This window comes from Halorubrum sp. FL23, from assembly GCF_052439115.2.
Classification (GTDB): Archaea; Halobacteriota; Halobacteria; order Halobacteriales; family Haloferacaceae; genus Halorubrum; species Halorubrum persicum.
Genome location: NZ_JBQVRO020000022.1, coordinates 1 through 19,957, shown reverse-complemented (window position 1 = coordinate 19,957; position 19,957 = coordinate 1). Strand labels below are relative to the sequence as shown.

General features: G+C 48.2%; 20 protein-coding genes and 2 pseudogenes. 13 read left to right on the top strand and 9 right to left on the bottom strand.

The window, feature by feature from the left end; translation table 11 throughout:
• Window positions 1-179 precede the first annotated feature (179 nt).
• Window positions 180-1,934 carry a transposase gene (locus tag ACT4MF_RS17115; RefSeq protein ID WP_444683552.1) on the bottom strand — a complete coding sequence of 585 codons (1,755 nt, stop codon included), beginning with the start codon at window positions 1,932-1,934 and terminating at the stop codon, window positions 180-182.
• A gap of 274 nt (window positions 1,935-2,208) precedes the next feature.
• On the opposite strand from ACT4MF_RS17115, the gene ACT4MF_RS17110 reads away from it, so the two are divergent.
• The 4 genes and pseudogenes from ACT4MF_RS17110 (at window position 2,209) to ACT4MF_RS17095 (ending at window position 3,727) form a co-directional block, all read left to right on the top strand.
• Complete coding sequence (locus tag ACT4MF_RS17110; RefSeq protein WP_444683553.1) at window positions 2,209-2,715, top strand: hypothetical protein; 507 nt, start codon at window positions 2,209-2,211, stop codon at window positions 2,713-2,715.
• 125 nt (window positions 2,716-2,840) lie between these two features.
• On the top strand, window positions 2,841-3,041 hold the full coding sequence (locus ACT4MF_RS17105) for a hypothetical protein (RefSeq protein WP_444683554.1): 201 nt from the start codon (window positions 2,841-2,843) through the stop codon (window positions 3,039-3,041).
• A gap of 121 nt (window positions 3,042-3,162) precedes the next feature.
• Window positions 3,163-3,402, top strand: a pseudogene (locus tag ACT4MF_RS17100) (IS5/IS1182 family transposase); the annotation flags it as partial.
• Window positions 3,389-3,727, top strand: coding sequence for a DUF8054 domain-containing protein (locus ACT4MF_RS17095; RefSeq protein WP_512053318.1), 339 nt, complete (start codon window positions 3,389-3,391; stop codon window positions 3,725-3,727). The pseudogene ACT4MF_RS17100 and the gene ACT4MF_RS17095, both read left to right, overlap by 14 nt.
• A gap of 326 nt (window positions 3,728-4,053) precedes the next feature.
• On the opposite strand, the gene ACT4MF_RS17090 is transcribed toward ACT4MF_RS17095, so the two are convergent.
• From ACT4MF_RS17090 to ACT4MF_RS17080, 3 genes are all read right to left on the bottom strand, one after another.
• Window positions 4,054-4,467 carry a hypothetical protein gene (locus ACT4MF_RS17090; RefSeq protein WP_444683555.1) on the bottom strand — a complete coding sequence of 138 codons (414 nt, stop codon included), beginning with the start codon at window positions 4,465-4,467 and terminating at the stop codon, window positions 4,054-4,056.
• Window positions 4,468-4,578: 111 nt separating this feature from the next.
• On the bottom strand, window positions 4,579-5,547 hold the full coding sequence (locus tag ACT4MF_RS17085) for a hypothetical protein (protein ID WP_444683556.1): 969 nt from the start codon (window positions 5,545-5,547) through the stop codon (window positions 4,579-4,581).
• Window positions 5,548-5,740: 193 nt separating this feature from the next.
• Window positions 5,741-5,947: a helix-turn-helix transcriptional regulator gene (locus ACT4MF_RS17080; protein ID WP_444683557.1), complete on the bottom strand. Its 207-nt coding sequence runs from the start codon at window positions 5,945-5,947 to the stop codon at window positions 5,741-5,743.
• A gap of 337 nt (window positions 5,948-6,284) precedes the next feature.
• Between ACT4MF_RS17080 and ACT4MF_RS17075 the strand changes: the two genes are divergently transcribed.
• Both ACT4MF_RS17075 and ACT4MF_RS17070 read left to right on the top strand, forming a co-directional pair.
• The gene (locus ACT4MF_RS17075) at window positions 6,285-7,214 is read left to right on the top strand and encodes a hypothetical protein (protein ID WP_444683558.1); all 930 of its coding nucleotides are present in this window, start codon (window positions 6,285-6,287) and stop codon (window positions 7,212-7,214) included.
• 53 nt (window positions 7,215-7,267) lie between these two features.
• Window positions 7,268-7,987 carry a hypothetical protein gene (locus ACT4MF_RS17070; RefSeq protein ID WP_444683559.1) on the top strand — a complete coding sequence of 240 codons (720 nt, stop codon included), beginning with the start codon at window positions 7,268-7,270 and terminating at the stop codon, window positions 7,985-7,987.
• A 452-nt stretch (window positions 7,988-8,439) separates the two neighbouring features.
• On the opposite strand, the gene ACT4MF_RS17065 is transcribed toward ACT4MF_RS17070, so the two are convergent.
• The 3 genes from ACT4MF_RS17065 to ACT4MF_RS17055 form a co-directional block, all read right to left on the bottom strand.
• Window positions 8,440-8,919 (bottom strand): hypothetical protein, encoded by a 480-nt coding sequence (locus ACT4MF_RS17065; protein ID WP_444683560.1) that lies wholly within the window; start codon window positions 8,917-8,919, stop codon window positions 8,440-8,442.
• 31 nt (window positions 8,920-8,950) lie between these two features.
• On the bottom strand, window positions 8,951-9,811 hold the full coding sequence (locus ACT4MF_RS17060) for a hypothetical protein (RefSeq protein ID WP_444683561.1): 861 nt from the start codon (window positions 9,809-9,811) through the stop codon (window positions 8,951-8,953).
• Window positions 9,812-10,371: 560 nt separating this feature from the next.
• Window positions 10,372-11,262 (bottom strand): DUF8054 domain-containing protein, encoded by an 891-nt coding sequence (locus tag ACT4MF_RS17055; RefSeq protein ID WP_444683562.1) that lies wholly within the window; start codon window positions 11,260-11,262, stop codon window positions 10,372-10,374.
• Window positions 11,263-11,504: 242 nt separating this feature from the next.
• Between ACT4MF_RS17055 and ACT4MF_RS17050 the strand changes: the two genes are divergently transcribed.
• From ACT4MF_RS17050 to ACT4MF_RS17040, 3 genes are all read left to right on the top strand, one after another.
• A complete protein-coding gene (locus ACT4MF_RS17050) occupies window positions 11,505-12,278 on the top strand; it encodes a helix-turn-helix transcriptional regulator (RefSeq protein ID WP_444683563.1) in 774 nt (257 codons plus the stop codon).
• A gap of 130 nt (window positions 12,279-12,408) precedes the next feature.
• Window positions 12,409-13,725 (top strand): cytochrome P450, encoded by a 1,317-nt coding sequence (locus ACT4MF_RS17045; protein WP_444683564.1) that lies wholly within the window; start codon window positions 12,409-12,411, stop codon window positions 13,723-13,725.
• Between the two features lie 434 nt (window positions 13,726-14,159).
• Window positions 14,160-15,152, top strand: coding sequence for a transposase (locus ACT4MF_RS17040; RefSeq protein ID WP_444683565.1), 993 nt, complete (start codon window positions 14,160-14,162; stop codon window positions 15,150-15,152).
• Here the strand turns inward: ACT4MF_RS17040 and ACT4MF_RS17035 are convergent.
• A complete protein-coding gene (locus tag ACT4MF_RS17035; RefSeq protein ID WP_444683566.1) occupies window positions 15,142-15,726 on the bottom strand; it encodes a UbiA prenyltransferase family protein in 585 nt (194 codons plus the stop codon). The two genes, ACT4MF_RS17040 and ACT4MF_RS17035, sit on opposite strands and share 11 nt — an antisense overlap.
• A gap of 746 nt (window positions 15,727-16,472) precedes the next feature.
• Here ACT4MF_RS17035 and ACT4MF_RS17030 point away from each other — a divergent pair.
• From ACT4MF_RS17030 to ACT4MF_RS17015, 4 genes and pseudogenes are all read left to right on the top strand, one after another.
• Window positions 16,473-17,064 (top strand): annotated as a pseudogene (locus ACT4MF_RS17030) (IS6 family transposase).
• Between the two features lie 57 nt (window positions 17,065-17,121).
• The gene (locus ACT4MF_RS17025; protein ID WP_444683567.1) at window positions 17,122-17,421 is read left to right on the top strand and encodes a DUF433 domain-containing protein; all 300 of its coding nucleotides are present in this window, start codon (window positions 17,122-17,124) and stop codon (window positions 17,419-17,421) included.
• Window positions 17,418-17,621, top strand: a complete 204-nt coding sequence (locus tag ACT4MF_RS17020; protein WP_444683568.1) for a DUF5615 family PIN-like protein — start codon at window positions 17,418-17,420, stop codon at window positions 17,619-17,621. The genes ACT4MF_RS17025 and ACT4MF_RS17020 overlap by 4 nt, the downstream gene beginning before the upstream one ends.
• 388 nt (window positions 17,622-18,009) lie before the next feature.
• Window positions 18,010-18,324, top strand: coding sequence for a hypothetical protein (locus ACT4MF_RS17015; protein ID WP_444683569.1), 315 nt, complete (start codon window positions 18,010-18,012; stop codon window positions 18,322-18,324).
• 367 nt (window positions 18,325-18,691) lie between these two features.
• Here the strand turns inward: ACT4MF_RS17015 and ACT4MF_RS17010 are convergent, their stop codons facing one another.
• Window positions 18,692-19,495 (bottom strand): helix-turn-helix transcriptional regulator, encoded by an 804-nt coding sequence (locus ACT4MF_RS17010; protein ID WP_444683570.1) that lies wholly within the window; start codon window positions 19,493-19,495, stop codon window positions 18,692-18,694.
• Between the last annotated feature and the right edge of the window lie 462 nt (window positions 19,496-19,957).

The window sequence follows — 19,957 nt, the reverse complement described above, 5'->3', positions numbered from 1 at the left end:
ATGCCGGTCAAAACGTTCACGGGATCGACTCTATTCGGACCAGTACCCGATAGAAATGGCCGCGATTATGCTCTAATAGCTATCATAAAAGCAGAATTATTATACTAACAAACTTATCGGTCGAAATCTACTTCAGCAAAGAGTGATGCCTCTCGCGAAGGGCTAGCCCAGACCGAGCTCTAAATGAGTGTGATCAGCTCCTTATCCAGCCAATCAAGGAACCGACTGAGTGTGATTCTGGGCTTCTTCCGGGTTTCAATGACCCCAATGCGCTCTTGTGTGAGGAAATCGACTAACAACCACATATTGTAGACCACACACCCGAAGGCGAAATGGAACCACCGTACTCCGAACTCCTTCGAGGTAGTCCACGCTGCTGCGTTCTTGATCGACGAGTACGAGTTCTCGATCGCTCCGCGGTCACTGTACTGTTCAATCTGCTTTTTCGCCCAGCCCCGATCTAAGGCGACCTCGTCACTCACATCGAGACTGGTGATAAACGGCTGTGGCGATCCCTCTTCATGGACATCATCATCTTCCGCTGGGGGTAACACGGCAACGGTCGTATGTACCGTGTGGTTTGAGACGCCACCCTTCACTGCACCGTGCATGACGAAATCGTCCTCGACATACAGCGGGGTGTCGTTCGGTTCGTGATACCCCTGCTTCACTTGGTCAAACCGGTCACACATCGGTCCAATTCGATGCTGATCTTTCTGAGCAGGGATCACGTAGTCCAATCCCTTGTCAGTAAGCGTCTGAATGACGTCCACAGCGTGGAATTCCCGATCGGCATACACCATCCTGATGTCGACGTAGTCTTCGGCGATCGAAAGGAGTCGCCGTGCAACATCCCCAATATAGTAGGAATTACCCTTGCCGGGATAGGCATCTGTCGCGGCGTAGTCCGTACTCCCAAGCGGACACACCCCGACGACATAGTGAGTGTTCTCGCCGACGATCACGACCGTCGCAAACTTGTGACACCAGGTGTATCCCTTCCCCTCTGGTGCGCCCTGTACCCATTTCATCTCGTCGCGATCGCCGTAGTAGGCAACATACGTGATGTCCAGCGCGACTTTCGCCCGAGTGCCAAATCGTGAGCCGTTATCGTGTTCGAGCTCCCTGATTCGGGGCTTCGCGCGTGTGTATGTCTTTCGGAGAGCGAAATTCAGCACGGTCGCAATCTCATCGATGGACATCTGCTTGAGGGCTTCCAATAGCGTCTCACCAGATGGACCGTCCTCGTAGAACGGGTCATCAACAGCGGGATCTGGATTTTTCATGTCACCCAACTTCTGTCCCGAACCGTGTGCCGCCTGCTGCTTGATCGACGCGATTGCTTCTAAGACGAGTAATTCATCGTCGTCGTAGATCGCGTCATCTGATCGGGAGAGTGAGATTGAGGGGATGGCTACTGATTTCAGCTCATTAAGCACCTCTTGTCCCTTCTTTCGCAGCAAGCGTTGGACGGTTCGATTTGACAGCGACTGTTTGTCTTCGTCGTCCGCTGTTTTGAGAAGATCATTCCCGATTGGTGCGCCTCGTTCAGCTGCAAGCAGGCGGATCTCTTCAGCACCTGATTCGACGACCGTCTGTAACTTTCCGAATCGGCTTTCAAGCCGAACTGGTTTACAGCTACTTTCTGAGGGGAGATCATCCATCTCAAACCCAAATGCACGGGCGAGTTCCGGTCGGTCAGAGAGCCGTTCTGGGATTCCTGACAGGGATTCACGCTCGACAGTTGCCCACAGATACGCCAGAAACATTGGCCGAAACGGAAGCGACGAACTCCACTCAGGGTGTGCGTCCCGTAGCGTATAGCGGCTCACGTCCAGTTCGTTCGCAAGTGTGATCCAGTCAGTATCTGCAGTAAGGACATCATCAACTTGCTTTGTCAGCCTACTTTGAACCCGACTGCTCTCATTGCTCATCGGCTCTCACCGCCGATAGACAAAAATGAGCTGTCAACAGCCCAGTTGAGTGAGGACATTAGTATCGATAGTAGATTCATTTTGAACTTAACTGCTAGCGTGTCGTTTCCGAAGTTTCCGGAATAACCTTTGATACGAAGGGTTAAATACAAAATTCGCATACTACTGTTCGTCTCAAACAGTAATACATAGAATATTTGGGTATATTCTGAATGCCAGTATAATTTGAACTAATGTATAAGGTGAATAGCGCTGCATCACAGAACAGTAGGTAATGCCAGATGATATCCGCGATACAGCGCCCAATTTAGAGGATGTGGATTACGATGAACTGTCGGAATTTTTTGAGAAGAAGGGCGCAGTTGAGTTGATCTCTCTTCTTGATGGTGAAGGGTATCGATTCGACGAAATCGACGATTTACTCGATGTCAGCCGTGGGTATCTGAATGATCGCCGTGACGAAGCCGTCCATCTCAGGCTGATTGTTCCTGACCAAGCATACCGAGATGACTCCGTCCGCCGTGTGTGGACTCTTACAACGTTGGGCCACTACCTCCGACAGCGGATGCGCCATCTCGGAGTGACAGAGAGCCACGAGCGACTCATCACCGCTAGACGTGAATACGAAGACCGGAAGGGTGATTTCCTGGAGTGGGTTGATGATCCAGAGTCAATCGAAGCATACGCTGAAGATCTGCGAGCTGGCAATCAGGTACATCCAAAAGAGTTGCCGCCTAAGTTACAAGATCTTTTTCGCCGAATAGATGACGACCGTTTCTAATTCTTCTTGAGCTGTCGGTAGAGCTTTGGGATAGTGTCTGTTGAAATCTTCAGCAGGTGATACGATCTGAACTGGCTTCGGTTAGTACAGGGTACGCATTTACTATTGAAGTCAGTAATTGAAGTATGAACAAGGGACGCCGTTTCCACTTGGAGAATCCGTGGGTATTCATCTTCACGAACGTTGTTGTCTGGGTCGTAGTTGTTAGTACCATCCAAATAGTTCTCTTCGACGGTGAGTTGACTGGTGCAGTCATCGAGGGAACTACAGGCGGTTTCGTTTGTGGAATTGCGATGTTCTATCTCAGGAAGGACGACTGGTTCTGACACATTCAGTCATACACACTCTTCAGCGACCGGCCGTTTCAGATGATGAGGCCTTGTTTAGACGCCGGAGAAAACGACTCACTCCGATGAACTAACTGCTCTCTGAGTCAACCTGAGTAGTGTGCCCTCCCGTCTCTCTCGCTTCACAGATCGCCTCGAAACACTAGCGAAACGAGCTGTCTCTGGTGATCCTTCACCAGCAGTCAAGAAAGGTGACGGCGGCTACGCTGACTGGGTAATCGTGGTGATCCATGGTCTCCGCGAATATCTTGACCTTCCCTACCGACGGCTCCTCGATATTCTTCACGAGATGCCCGGTATCGTCGAGAAACTGAATCTCAAACCGAATGAGCTACCAGAACGATCAATACGGCGACGCATGGACATTAGTAGCGGACTCGAAAACTATCGGTCAGTGGCTGTCACAAGCGGCCCTCCTTGCTGACATTGGAGCAGCAGGTGTACTAGATACATGGTCTGTTCAATGGAGCACTCTGACTCCAGCACAACGGGGACAAATCCTCAACGGGCTTCGGTTGTTCCTTGAGCAGTGTCCCGGTAGGGGCGGATCAGTAAGCATGAATCAAGAGACGGTGGAGTCCTGTTGTTCGTCTCATGAGGTCATCACGGTTTCCTGTGATGAAACAGGAGAGCGGCTCTTTGAGCAGCCTCTTAGTGAGGTCTAGGGTCGACTCAAGAGTCGTTCTGGAGTTCCTGACAGAATTTATGTTCGACAGTAGCCAGATCTGACAGAAGGATTAGCCGAAGTGTGAGCAATTCACACCCCGTTTGTTCGCGAGTATGATCAGTCAGTATCCGCAGTAAGAACATAGCGACAAGAGATATTGGCCTCTATTTTAATTCAGAACAGATAGATCGAACAGAAGGCCGCATCAAACACATCCTCCGAGATTGTGTACAGAGTCGATATCTGCGTTATTGTGTGTTCAGACTCCGAACACTTACCATGTTATATCTTCCAGATGTGGAAATATGCGTTGAATATTAAAAACTAACATTCAGTCCTACTGTAATATACATTTATACCATTAGTATCAACCGTACAGAAAGTGGAGATACAGTCCGTATTTCCATAGTCTTGTGACAAATCTGCTGTAGAGAAAGCGGTCTCATCAATTGAGACGGCGGATATAGTGACTTCCAGATCCTCCTCGGCCCTCATCCAATCTTCATCTAAATTTACACCGTCAGTAGAACCCCCCTGTATCGCCTTGAATTCAAACGTACTTTCGTATATTATTTCATTATTTCTTTTCGCCACTATTGTGACCTCAACATCTTCTTCCCGGAGATTTACAACTTCTATCTCTTGGATTTTCATATACGATTCATCATCTGAGATACAACCAGAGGTCAGAAGAGCTGCTACTGCTCCCATGATCTCGCGACGTTTCTGACCTGACATACAATTTCCAATTATCACAGAATGATATAAAAGTTATGTTATTTACTATATGAAGTATACACACTGCCGGTCGAGATTATTGATATATGAGCCCAAATAATGCTATTTCAGTTAATTTTCTCTTTCTTTAATCGTCATAGACGCGTTCTCCATTGGGAGGCGACGGACGGGTCCTTTTTCCGCAAAGCTACTGGGGAAATTCTTCCTTTCAAGTTCATCCTCGTCTAACATAGTTCCCATACCCAAGGAGTTGGTAAAGTCATAATATTCGAAATTATATGTTTTACTCGTGTCAAATGAGGGGTCCTGATTTGAATCGAAATGATCGATATCATTAGAAGAAACATAGTGCTCAAAGTTAACGTCAGCCGCTTTTGTCTGTCCAGAGGTGTCATCGGGTTTGACATAGAAGTCTAGAACGTGACCAAGTTGGTTGTAACGTGGCTCTTCGAAATAGCCGCCTTGGTGGGCCCACGCATAGTATTCAGAGTTATTCCCATCACTACCATCGAACTGCTCAGCAAAGACTGCTGTTGCGACGAGATCCGCTGCGAGTACAGTAGCGCCCACTTGCGGGTTGATTAACCCGACAGCACCCTTAGCAGCAGTCCAAGCCAGATCGCCAGCTATCGTTGATCCTGAACTTTCACCAGCGCCCTCAGGCCATACGCATATACTGTCGGAATCCTGGTTTGCATACAGGGAACCATTGTCCACATCTATTTTTGTCCCATGTCCTCTGAGATAAGCATCATAGCTAGCATCGCCACAGTAATCGAATCCAGCAACTGCTGTCGCACATTCGAACATTAATTCATTACTCGCATTTTCGAATGCACCGACGAAATAATTTGCAGCGTGAACCCAACCGGCCTCATCTGTGTCTGATTCAACTACATTTTCCTCATCATAGTCATCTTCTGATCCATCTTCCAGCCAGTCTGGCTGTTCACAACTATCAGCACTAACCGATGTAGTTCCCACTGTGAGTCCGCCTCCAAGCGCTACTCCTGTTGTCGCTAATAATCTACGTCTGTTGAATCTATTCGACTCGATCTCGGAATTAGGTTTTTCGCTCATTCCAGTTTGTTGAACTGCATTAATTAACTTATAGCTTTCTACAAATACTTTATACTAAATAAGCTAAAACTGAATAGATACGGCAGAAGTTGAAGAAAAGGCCAGAAAAAGAGCAAATAATCAATTACTGAGACGATCTTTCAAAGTCTGATTAAGGAGACGGACTCCAAACAGGAACGTCTCTTTTCATCTCCTACTCATACTCAAATATGTCCTCTATTGAACAATCGAAAAACACCGCGAGTTTGAAGGCTAGTTCCAGAGATGGGTTATACCGGTTCACTTCAATAGCACCAATCGTTTGCCGTGTAACCCCGATCTCCTTTGCGACGTCTTCCTGTGTAATATCATGCTTTGCTCGGTAGACCTTCAGCTCGTTATCTATTGTCTTATCGGACATTGCGGTAATACACGTAATAGAGGCCGAATACAGCTAACCCACTCCCCAAGTATAGAAGCTCTACAGCTTCTCTGGGAACGATCTCTCGTACAAACTCTACGGGCTCAGCGTCGACGATCACGTGACAACTAAGATTGTCACCGTGATGTTTGAGGATCGTGATGAAGTCTTAACCCAGCGATCGTCAGATCAATGGCTGAAACAAATATCTCTCGAGTGATTTCAGTATCAATCTCTGATACTCACACATATTGCTAGCTAATACATCTCATACTGATTCTTTCGCCATTTTTTAATAGAAATTATTAAATGGCATTTGGTATAACGGTAGATCGCAATGCGAGACAACCCCAACCGAGAAAACGAATCGGATTCACTCAACAGACGTCGTGTACTCCAGACAATTGGTATAGGAGCAGCAGCTACCGGATTCCCACTGGTCGGTTCAGCTTCTGCAAATGGATCTGATCTAGAGGGAGCTGCTAAGACCACGGGAATTGTGAGCGATAGCCCGAAAAGGTCTGTTGCAGCTCTCGCAATGGAGCATGAGGCGCATCCAAAACGCCCAGTTATTGCTTTCACATCGGTGAATCGAGAAGAAGGTTTCCAACTATACCTCGCACACGGAACTAATACTGCTGACGTAGTCCCAGACCGCATCGAACAACTCACAGAAGCAGAATACGGCGTTCACGCGGTCTCGTGGGAATCTGAAAAGAAGCTACAGTATTCGAGAGACGGAGCAACATACGAGTACACAATCGGCCCGGACCAGGATGCCGAAAAGCAAGAACAGCAGATTGATTCAGAACCTCTTCCGATCCAAACATCAGAAGGAGAAGTGACTACAGACGCCAAAGTGGTAAAGTGTACTAATGTCCCCGCTGTCAGCGATTGGTGCGTCCGGGTACACTCAGGTGACTCTGGGCACACACCGCTCTGTACCAATAACCCGACTCCACCATCCATGACCCACAATCATTTCTCTGTGTACCCTCAGAGCGATGCCAAAGGTGGCATAAACCTCTGGGCGGGGAACAAGAATAGTTGCTTCTATGTTGGTGAGGAACACTACTCCGGAAAGTGTGTACGGGTGTGCTACGATGGTAATTTCCCCAGCCTTGGAGCGATCGCTGATGCGTATGAAGAAATGATTCTCATTGCTGCTGCCGCAGCAGGAATCACGCTCGGCGCAGCGGTTGTGAAAGCACTCGCCTACATCCTCGCAGGGCTAACTGTTAAGCCCCCAGTTGGCCTTCCTGTCTAATAGAGACCTTGAGCCAGCATAGTCCCACACACACCCTCGTCGCGAGCCATCCAATGGAGGGCACTCCACATCATAATGTAATATTATTCAAGGCTATCCAAGCCGCGGCTCCCTTCGCAGACCGGGTAGTCATATTGATCGAGCCAGAGACAGTCGGTAACGATTACCCCTCGCTGATCCAAGAACTAGACGACAACTTTTCACAAACTGATCGTAATGGGAGTGTGAGATACGAAACGGACGTGTCTGATAGCTCACTCAAAATAATTGAATCGTTTCTGAAGATGACTGGGGCCGCCCGTGTCTACGGTGTACGAAAACTCGAACTCGTACATGACACGAAAGCGTATCTCCGGTACGTTCCTGAACATGAAATATTCACAATTGATGACAGTTCATCTGGTGAGATCATCACTACGATCCAGAACACCATCAATAGTGAACCGGCAGTAATTCTTCCGAACCGTCCAATAGCGGAATGGGAACATACCGGTGTGGAATGTAGCATCTCTCCACCATCGCTCTGTATAGGAAACGTTTGTCATGACCTCTCTCGACTTGCGTCGATCGAATCACATCCAGATGAGCTGGCTATCGAACTGCGATGGTACAAGTCAGATCAGGGTCAAATCGGGAAAGCGGTCAGCTGGATCTCTTCAAAAATTGGTCTATCACGACCAGATACACTTCATTTTGAATCGACAGCGGAGTTTTCTACAGCTAAAGAGGCTCTTCAGACGGTAGTAGCTGGAATTGGGGAAGAAAAACTCTAACCCCGATTCCGCTCTTCGAACAGACGATCTGTATGATGGATATCTCATCATAGGCCAACTCGAAAACCATCTCCTTGTCCTTCTAAGGGTCTTAATCGCTTGTCTCTGTTTCACCGGTTGAATCGTGTTTTGTAATAGTACGTTGCTAGTGCTGCGATCCCTGGAACAACGAGAAGCAGCAGAATAGCAACAGTCGGAGCAATCACTGAGGGGTACTCAAAGTCCTGTTCTCTCGAGTCGAAGAGAATCCACATTGTTGCGACCCCGACAAGTGGAATCCATAACACTACTACAAAGGGACCAAGTAATCCCACCCGTGAAAACACGAATCCGACTACTATCGTAGTGATGGCTAGGGTCCCAATCACCCACCGTGAGAGATTATCACGGGTAGCACCTATCGATCTAAAAAACTGCCTGGCTCAAAAAGGGAGGGCCGAGTAATCAGCGTGTCAGTCCGAGACGATTTCAGAGGGGACTTTTGGGTACCAAGGCTTTGTATCTCTTGAGTAGTATCTGTACGAGATACCAATCAACACTGGAATTACACTAGCGAGTAATACGTATCCAAGCAAATCCAGTCCCGATACAAAGATAGCTATTACCAACCCTACACCGCCAATAAGTTGTACCACTCGAAGTGCCCCTGTCCAAAGTGTCGCGCGACGTCGATCCTCAGGGTCTAATCCCTCAGGGGATACCTCTGTCCAGTTAATTGGGCTCAGTGGTGAATACCCGTATTGGTAATCACGACCGATCGATACGAGTACATAACATCCAATAATTCCCGTTAGGATCACCGCGATTGATTCCTGTCCAGACCGGTATATGAGGCTGACGAGGTATACAACAAAGCCGAGTTTGGTTAAGCGACCGGCTAATTTTCCAACTCCTACACCGCTCTTAATACGCTTTTCAATACTATTGGTCATGAGTGGTGATCTCTTTTTGTTGGTGTTAAGCTTAATCCTCTAAGAAATTACAGTCACCCGTCACTCCAGCGCAGATCGCCCCTACCCCAGCAGCACAGGATAACGTACCCGCATTTGTCACAATGTAGGTACAGAAAGCCGCAACAGCAGCACCAGCGGTTGGGCTGAATACTGATGAAGCGAATGCAGCACTAACGCATGTGGAGTACGAGAGTGTCGCGGCACCGGCACATGCAATACCGACAACCGTTGCACACCCCCAACAAGTGAACTGAGTGTCTTGGGGCGTGATGGGTGCATCACTCTTGTTAAGCTCATTTTCCCAATCAGACTTCAGCGACTTTCGATCGGTACTTTCGCGATGGACAGTGGCCGAGCCGTCCTCGACGACAAACGACTTCGTATTAACCTTCTTTTGTTCGCTTTCCCGGAGTGCTCCGACTTCTTCATCTCGAGATTCTTCTCGGGTTACACCCATGAGACCAGCAAGCTGACGCTCACCACTTTCTTCAATAGTGACGGCCATTAGAGCACCCCCATTATCGATGGTAAACTCTCGCTCAGATTTCTGGTCAGTTGAATGGGCCTTCAGTCCATCATCTTCCGTAGACGGCTTCAGGGGAAGGTGTAGTACCCGTGGTTCATGAGAATTCAGCTCAGGATCGTCTGTCTCAAGTTCAATCCCGACAGCAAATTCACTTTCTAGTTGAAAGCCTGTTTCATCCTCGATGTGAGTTGACAGTTGATTCGTTTCCTTCTGGTCGGTAACTGCTTGAATGTCATCTCCGACACCATCAGGACTAATTGCCGTGGTTCCGGTGATTTCAACATCCCCTTCCGGAACAGATCTACTTGTTGAAGCAGCCCCAACTGTGGAGAAGCTGGTAGCCATAGCCCCCGCACCAAGTGCTTGAAGCACGCGCCGTCTATTGACAGAGTCCGATCCGGTCTCTTCACTAGGATTGTCTCGCATTGCGACTAACGAACATCTCGGTGTCGGTATAATATTATCTATCATATCTTGGCAAAAATATCATGCTGAACTATACAATTCAACAGATGATTTTCTATTCAAAATTTAGTTGGAAGGCTCAGAGCCTTCTCAAAGATAACCGCGGTCAGAGCACTTCCTCTCCGATCCTAGACACCACTGTCTGGAGAGCCTCTTCAGCTGTAGAAAACTCCGCTGTCGATTCAAAATGAAGTGTATCTGGTCGTGATAGACCAGCCTGTGAAGAGATCCAACCGACCACCTAGCCGACTTGGCCCCGATCTAGTTCGTACCAGCACAAGGAGATGGAGCTTGGGTGGCCTTGAATAGTATTCTATCGTGACGTGGTGTCCCCTCTATTGGATGGTTCGCAACGAGCGTATGTGTAGGGCTATACTGGCTCAATGTTTCTATTAGTCGGTAGGCAGACTGGAGGCTTAATCATAGAGGCTGGAACAGTTTCACGGCAGCTGATGTTCGAAAATCCGCTCATCCGTCTCTTCACAGACTGCCGCAATGACTTCATAGCTACTACAACACGATTCGACCGTCTCTTCTTTGAACACAATCTCTCCCTCGGTCGTCGGACACGCATCGAGAAAGAGCCGGAGTGCGTTGAGAAGCTCACCTTTCTCGGTCGGTTCGTACTCCGTCCAATGTGTGTCCCACGACTCTAACACCCGAGAGGCACCAACATCTGCGATCAAGGCAGCCCTCGACGGCCACTGACCGATAACCTGCTGATCGCGTTTTAGTTGATGGGCCTGATTATCCTCTCTAATCGTGAACTCTCGGTTCTCTCCATCCAGGCCCATTGCTATCGCAGCATCTTCAGCTGAGAAAGGCCCATTATTGAGCATAGTCATTTCTTCAGTCCACTCAGACTCGAATGTCTCTTCGATACACAGGTCGTCCTCGCCATCGCATTCCTCGATAACCCCCACCGAGAGGAAGTACTCTTCCGGTGACAGCGTATCTAAGTCCTCACCTTCTGTATCAGAGCCCTCTGTAGGTGATTCTGCCACACCACCGCTACTATCAGTCAACTCAGATCCACCATTTGGAGATAACCCACTCCGAACATCAGCCTCCGGGTCCTTACCGAATAACCGGAGGATGGGAGCTGGCATATATCGCTTCGTCAGTTTTGGAGTCCCCGGAATAAGGTATCCTCGGACATAAATCAGTGAAAGCGAGATCCCCACTACCATTACTCCAGCAAATTTTGACCTCCGGCTGAGAATCACACCGAGTACACCTGCGATCGTAACATTGGCAGCCGTGCATGCTTCACAACGATTCTCACCTGTATACTCTGGTTGTCGCAGTTCCTCAACTATGTTCTCTATCATCCAGTTTTACTATTATACTGGATGTTTATGGCTTTTTTGACTCCAGTAACTCACCTATACTAAGGATTAATTCAGAAACTGAACAGAAATTAAAATTTATCCTTTTGTTCAGGTCTTGAACACGGGCTTATTTCACATACATCAACTAATCTAGAAATGGGACTCACAGTTTCTTGATTTCACTCCAGCGCAACAATCTATGTTCACACAACAGTTATTGTCATCGCATCTGACTAATTTACATGGCCAATGGTGAAGCAATGAGAAATACCCTCAGAAAGCGTAACCGGATTCTCAAGGCGCTAAGCGACAGCTCCCAAACGAAGTCAGAACTCACTAACCAAACAGGCGTCTCCCGATCAACTATCGAACGGGCTATCAGATCCTTACAGGAACTGGGCTGTATTAAAAAGCAAAGCGGAAAATATCATCTCACTACCGCAGGAAAGCTCGCTCTAGACACTTACCAAGACTATGTAGAGGCAACAGATGATCTAACCGAACTCCACAAAGTCATCAACGATTTACCCGACAACATCTCAGTCAATCACGAATTCATTAGTGGGGCTTCCAAGAGCATCGCTGATCCTCAAGTTCCAGAAACAGCCCTTCAAGAGAGCAATAAGCTGCTTCACTCTGCTACCAAACTAACGGGATTAGCTCCCTTATCACTCCCATCGTATCCGGATCTGCTACAAAGTAAAATCCAAGAGAACGGGCTTGAAGTAGAGCTCATCATTGAACAGAACGTTCTTGAATCACTCCACGAAGTCCGTGGGGACACCTTCGCAGATTTCGTCGAGCATGAGAACGCGAATCTCTTCTCCACCAACGACTCACTTCCATGCGCGATCTGGATAATGGAAACCCCGGAAGGCGACTATGCTGGAATTACTATCTACGATCAGGGGGGCGTTCAAGCTGTCCTGATCAATAATAGCGAACCCGCCATTCAGTGGGCTCGCGACGTATATGACGAGTATCGTGAGAACGCCACAGAAGTAGGAAAACTATAGCTACTGCTAGGTATTTTTGATCAGTTGACTGTAGGTATCTAAGTCACTACTTGATGTGATCCTCAGATATTGACTCATCATTTAATAGTTGAGAGACAAACTTATTCTGTAGGATATATTCACACACGGTATGTCCCGAGCAGACCTCCCCGGCCCAGACACCCACCCTCTCATTGGAAACACGCTCCAATTTCACCACAGAAATACGCTAACCTGGTTCGAGAACTTCCCCAATACGTACGGCGATATCGCTCAAATTACAGTCGCTGGAAACCAGATTGTGCTCTTAATGAATCCAGACGACATCCAGACAGTTCTGATAGGAGACAACGACAAGTATCAGAAAAGTGGATTTCACAAGGTGATGACTTCCTCACTGATCGGGAACGGACTCGTCTTATCGGAAGGCGACCGGTGGCGATCAAACCGTCGCGATCTTGAACCTGCTTTCCACCCAGAAAAAATGGCCACGTACGCCAACCGAATTGTCACACATACAGACGACAAACTCGATCAGTGGAAGGCCGGTGATATACTCACATTGGATGAGGAGATGAAAGAGCTCACACTAAACATAATTACTGATGTACTCTTCGACGTCGACCCCAGATCGGAAGACTGGGATCTACCTTCTATTTTCAGTGACATCATCGAGTATTTCAGCTATATCGCTCAAACATACCTCTACATCCCAGAGTGGATCCCCATCTCGAGAAACTGGTCCTACCGCCACGCGATCGAGAGACTTGATGATATCGTCGACGAGCTGATTACCCGCCAGAAGAATCAACCAGACAACTACGACTCGCTCATAACCGACCTTGTGAACAATGGGTGGGAACAATCTGAAATCCGGGATGAAGTCGTCACGCTCCTCCTCGCAGGACATGAGACGACCGCACTCATGTTGGCATATACGGTCCATCTACTCGGTAAGAACCCAGTTATTCGAGATCAAGTCATCAGTACAGCTGATAAAACAGACATAGAGAACCCAGCAAAATCGCTCCGACAGTCCACCCTTCTTGATCGTGTCCTCAAAGAATCACTCCGACTCTACCCACCAGCATATGCGATATTCCGGCAACCAACTGAAGATGTTATGCTAAATGGCTATGAGATTTCTGAAGGGACTATTCTCTGTTTGAGCCAATGGGTGACCCACCGTGACCATCGATTATATGACTCCCCCTACGAGTTTCGACCAAACCGATGGAAGGCAGATTCCCTCACACCCCCACCTACTGGACTGTACTTCCCATTCGCAGCCGGTCCGCGACGATGTATCGGAGAGCGATTAGCCCTGATCGAAGGGAAAATCGTGCTTGGGAAGCTTCTTCAGAATTTCACTCCAGAAAGCTTCGCTGAAGACCCTCTCGAGGTAATTCCATCTCTTTCGACACAGCCAAAAGACCCCATCAAAATCAAACTCCACCCGAGAAACTGAGCCACTACAACAACAGATCTACCGCCACAACTCCATTCAAATACGTCGCCCAGAGAGAGACGCTGAACCAATGAGAGACAGATAGTGATTGCTCCCTCTCTAATTTTCCTACGATATGATAGAATAACACCCCATACGCAATGCCACCCATACCTAGCCCCATGAACGCTACATAATATCCGCCCCACCATGCGATGACGGCACCTAGGGCTGTCAATACCGATGCCAACATAACACTAGGAGCGGCACCGATCTGCTGGGTGAAGGTTGAAAGCCCGCTTTGCCGATCGAAGTATGTATCAGCAGCTTGGTGGACTATATGGTAGCCCAATATATACAGGAACACCGCAATAAGCAGTACTCCAGTTTGACCTCCAAAGAGGGTGTCATAGAACGAGTAGCACACCAAAGAGCAGGGTGAATGCTGAGATGGTATGGTCTCAGCGACCCTGCAAGATGATCCTTCGGTAGAGTCGTTCTTCAATGTCGCGGAAACCGAGACGCTAGCGTTGTTTGAGCATCTCTCATTCGAGTTTCTCGAAGAGTTCGACGTGTTCGCCCCGGCGGAGACGGGGCGAACACGAGATCACGAACCACCAGAGCTGATGCGTGGCTTCCTCCATTGCTACTACCACGACATCTACGGCATTCGTCCCGTTGAGCGAGAGCTTCGGAATACGGTTGTCTGGCTGAGCTGCGGCTTCGATCGACCGCCGTCGAGAGACGCGGTCGATCGCTTCCTCACCGACCTCGAACACGTCGTCGACGATGTCTTTGATCACCTCGTCGAGCAGGCCGCCCGCCGCGGCCTGCTCGACTTGACTTACTGCATCGATTCAACTGACGTGAGGGCGATGCCTGCCGATCAAGATGCGTCGAAGTGCTACGATCCAACCGACGACGAGTACTACTACGGCTACGGTTGCACGATCGTCTCGACCGGGCAAAAGATCCCGATTGCAGCCGAGTTCACAGAGAGTAAGCAAGCGCCAGAGGAGACGGCGATGCGCGTCACGTGTGACGCGCTCGCCGTCGCCAAGCCGATCTGGATGGTCGGTGACAGCGCCTACGACACGCTCGACTGGCACGACCACCTGCTGGCCGCAGGGGTCGTGCCAGTCGCTCCGTACAATGCGCGAAACACCGACGAGCCGAAAGATATCGAGTACAGAGTCGAAGACCGCATCGACGAACACAGCGAAGACGTTCAACTGAAGCAATCCACGTTGGATGAGACGTACAATCGCCGCACAGGAGTTGAACGAACCAACGAATCAGTCAAGGACTGCGGCCTCGGGCGAACGCACGCCCGAGGCCGCGTCCACGCACGAGCGCAGGTGTTCCTCGCGCTGTGCCTTCGCCTCGTCGTCGCAATCACCAACTACGAACGCGGAGACAATCCGGGAAGCACGATCATCACGGTGTGAGAAAAGTTCTATGACACCCTCCTCCAAAAGAAAACCCGAGAAGGAGTGAGACGGGGAGAATCACACAGAATACGTCTACTCCTGTCGTGACGAGATGGTTCAAGAAACCGCGCTCCTTTATCCGAGGGGGATACGAATACGTGAATCCAGATAGGGTAAGTAGCAACCCCATCACCAGGAAAAACATATTGCCACTAGAAAACGCAACCCACCCCCATAGAGATAGTCCAACAGCCAATTCAATCACAAGCAGTGAGAGAAGGTTCTTTTCTCCCAGTATTTCGACTGACATGGCAATATAGGATTTCTCAGGATTTTCCTTGTCAACCTCATAATCATGTAGAGCATCTGCGATCGAGGCCTGCATTTTTGAAATCATCATTGCGAAAAATAGCACCGATAATCCGGTTAGATGTTGGAGAACAGCCGGAATCGGTTGGGACGTTGCGAGACCAACCCCGACAGCAAAATACACAATATTATACCCAACCGTTTCTGGTAGCCGATTTACTATCAACAAGCTACAGAGTCTTCCTGACACCGGCCTTTCCTGTTTACTCAGCTCAAATCCCATGCGTTCCTCCTCTCATGCTAACTATCACCTGTATTCCCCCCTGTCTGTTCGCCCCCACACCACCGCAAGCATGATCTAGCATCTGATGATAACCAAGATTATCTTGTATATTCATTTGATTGATATAGTGATTCATCTAACAAAAATAGTTCGGTCTAGCAGTAGTTATATATGAAAATTGAATGTGAATAGAAATTACCTAGCTATCCCGCCATTATATTCTCTGTTGATACTCTTGGTTTCTAATAAATATCGCTAAGGAAGATCTACAATTACAAACAGTTATTCCACTAAAATTAGTGAATCAATGTGTAGCCACTCTAGAATACCAACTGTGATGGGATTTCTTATATTTTAGAAATTATATGTATATAGTCTAATAAGTTATAATACTCTTTCTTTTGCTAGAGGGTTATTACATAGACTGATATTTTCTGCTGTATCCAGATCACAATTAGTTCCTGACGCAGATATAGTATTATTCAAATATCTATTACAATGGTACATATGTAATGGTTTAGTTCCAGAACGGACCTCTGCTGACGGCAAATCGGTGATTGAGGTGAAACAGACATCATAGTCGGTAACAGGCTTGCCGAATGGGCAGCCACAGAACCGCAGCAGATCACTAAAGGGTAAAAACGATGGCGTGGTAGCGGTGCTCAGATAAGCTTGAAAGGCTAGGCGATGCCTTTTCAAAGTGATGCAGGTCTGAAAACGACCGCCTCAGCGAGTGTTTAGACGAGATCAACTTAGATTTTGTTGAGAAAGAAGCAACATCGCAGCTGTTGATAAAGCTCATTTTCAGATTCATTTGGCCATATTATCTATTCCGAATACTGTTTTATTTCTTGAGGTATTCGGTGTTAATCAGATTCAATTGATTGTACATAACTGAGTTCACAAGGCCGATCTACATCCAGAAATTGGTTGGAGTCTGAATCACGTTGCAGTCAATAAAGCGGCGATTCAGTTTGCTGATAAATAATACTAGCTGTACGGCAACATCTATCCGACTCAAATAATTTACTATATACGCGGCTTAAACCCGGCAAGAACGATTGTGATCGCAGATCCGCTTTTCTCGGAGCTCCGCAGAAAATATCACATAGATATAGAACTGTCTCGTGGATAGTACGGTTCCATTTCACTGAGCCTGTCGCAAACACGGCTTCGATTTCAGATACGAACGATATAAAATCGAATAGCATCGAATATATCTCTCGTAAGATAAAACGCCGAACTGATTGTTTGTCAAACTGTTTTAGAAGTCCTGAAGCAGAAACTGCCGAAGAGTGGCTTCGATCCTTCGGCTTCGCATTGAATCTGCTTATCTGAACACAACCTACGCCCTCCGGCCAGCCTTTATTATTGGGTGGAACGTATCAACCTCTAATGGCTGAAATCGTCTCGACGAACGACACCTTGGGTGGTGCGCCCCGAATCGAAGGGAGGCGTATCGGCGTCCACCACATCGCAAAGCGGGTGCTTGACGCTGGAGAATCCCCCGAACAGGTCGCCGCCGACTACAATCTCGACATCGCTGACATCTACCGCGCCTTGGTGTATTATTATGACCACGCCAATGAGATGCGAGAGATCCAAGCCAAGCGCCAGTCAGTCCCTGATGAATTATCTGTCGTTCGCGGGCCTGAGGACCTAGACACGACAACCCAGTCAGAGCCCGAAGCATGAGGCTGCTCGCTGACGAGCACGTCCCACCAGCTATTGTTTCTGCACTCCGTGGAGAAGGGCACGATGTTGCTGTCGTTGGAGATAACGTTGAGTTAGGCTCTGAAGACACGGTTCTCTTAGAGTATGCACGTGAAACTGATCGGCTCATTCTGAGCGAGGATACTGATTTTCGCGGGGCCGACCCAGAACTGAACGTTTAGTACCTCAAACGATGATTCTTGATGACTCGCAGTAGCGGAATTAATACGGTGTTACTGCGACCTCGGACGAGCTGGTGATCGAGAGAACTACTCTACTCTCCGATACGTCACTGTACCGTTCGCGTGCTTCACGCGTTCGACCGACTGATCTTCAACGAGATATTCTAACCGATTCCGCACGGTCCCGCGCGCGGGTCGTAGTCGTACTCGAACTTCACAACGAGATCGGCGACGACCTAACAGCGGTTGATGACCATCTCATCGAGGACTTCGTCTGGTTCGGGCGGGTCTCGCGGGCGCAGCACGTTCGATGATTGCTGTCTCGGCCATCTTATCGTTGTCCATGCGGCGAAGAACCACAGTTCTTGGTCAGGTGGGTAAGAGTGTGATGGCAGAAGGTATTCAGCAACTTGACCCGACGGAGCACCCGACGAGACACGCGTTCAGGATCGTGAACGATGCGCACACGAATCTGTGTATCGTCGGGAACAAAATCGAGGACGACAAACTGGCCGAGTTCGAAGACGAAGCCTGCGAGGCGTTGATAGACCTCTTCGACGCGATGGCCGAGCAGCGGGGACTCAACGAGCAGCAAACGGGAAAATGGTGGTTTTCAAGCCCGGCAAACATCACAACATCGGAGAATGGATTTGATGTGTGCCTTCTGTTCGACCTATTTGTTCTGAATCGAAATCGAGGCTGATCTCTCTTGTCGCTATGTGCTTACTGAGGATACTGACTGGTCACACTTGCGAACGAACTGGATATAAGTCGCATTCATTTCGGCCAATGTTTCTGGCGTATCTGTAGGAAACTGTCGAACGTGAATTTCTATCAGAAACCCCCGAACGCCTCTTAACTCGACCTAGACCTCACTAAGCGGCTGCTCAAAGAGCCGATCTCCTGTTTATCGCAGGAAACCGTGATGACCTCACGAGATGAATAGTGGTGTTGCGAAAATAGGGAATAATACACAGGTCCGACGATGACACCTCGCTAGAGAGGGTCTCTTGTGTACCCCTGCTCACTAGTGAATAGGTTCGCTTTATATTTAGAACAATAATAGGAAATTAGCTGAGTCCTGTGTTATACTTAGTAGAACCTCGATAGAAGATCGGCTCCGTACTTTTTTGTATTCGCTTATATAGCTCGGTCGCCCAGTCGAGTGCCTCATCCGTGTCGTTTTTCAGAATACCTTGAACACCTTGGTCAGCATACACGATGAGTCCTGTATGGTCATCATCTGCGATCCACAGGGAGAACGTCACCGGAATGTCGCCGTGGTACAATATGACATTATTATCAACCATCACTTTCTCAGTCAAATCAGGATGGAGTGTTTGAAGGCGTTCAAACGTCTCAAGAGGAAGAACAACTTCCAGTTGAGTGTTACTACCAGTCGTAGCAGCACTGTAGAACGGTTCAGCGTAGCCGGCCATAGCGAGTGGAGTCATACCGCGAACATCGTTTGCGGATTCGACAGCATTGAGAAAGACTTGCATGACCTCATCAGGGACTGGTGTTGTTGCGACGTGAACTTCTGTATCGCGGAGGAAGCGACGCTCTACGGGGGTGTCTCGTGGAAGTTCTTTGATTACCGGTGTAACATTAGTGAGGCTTTCGAGCCCCTCCTTGTAGCGGGTGTGATGCTTGAGTGTATACTGGCCAAGGAGGGTAAGTTGCCATTTGCCATTATGATATTCGACGAGATCGGCGTGTTCGAGCTCACGGACAATATCATCAAGTGTCGAACGGGGTGTGTCAAGTGATTCAACCATCTCAGGCTTTGTTTGTGGTTGTTTTCTGAGTATGCTGATGCACGCGTGGCGTTTCAGGAGGACATCAGCGAGGTCTAGGGTATTAGGGGAGGACATTACATCAATAAGTGTGAAATTCGTTTAACTTAATACTTTCCTAAAATCAATAAAATAATGTAGAATCGGAGTTGAGACACTAAAAAGGACGAAGACTTGGAATCTAGGTTGCAATAAAAGACGAAGGTTTGGTAGGGGGTAGCTAATTTTCGTGAACCACGAGCTTGTCGTGATTTTTCGAACCGTTAGCACAAATACAAAACCAAGCAAAAGAGCGTGTGTGGTGACACACAATGACAAATGACGACAGAAGCAATAGGACCGCAATGAGCAACGAACACTCACAAAAGAGGGAAAAGATAGCTCCTGGTCGGCGAAATACGTTAAAAGCTATAGGTACGATGGGTATTGGTTCGTTTGCATTCTCAACAAATGCTCTTGGATCGTACGTGTTTAGCCCCGTCTGATTTCGTCACTATCTCGTAGGTGGTGGCCTATGACAGACACATGGTCTGCCAGCAG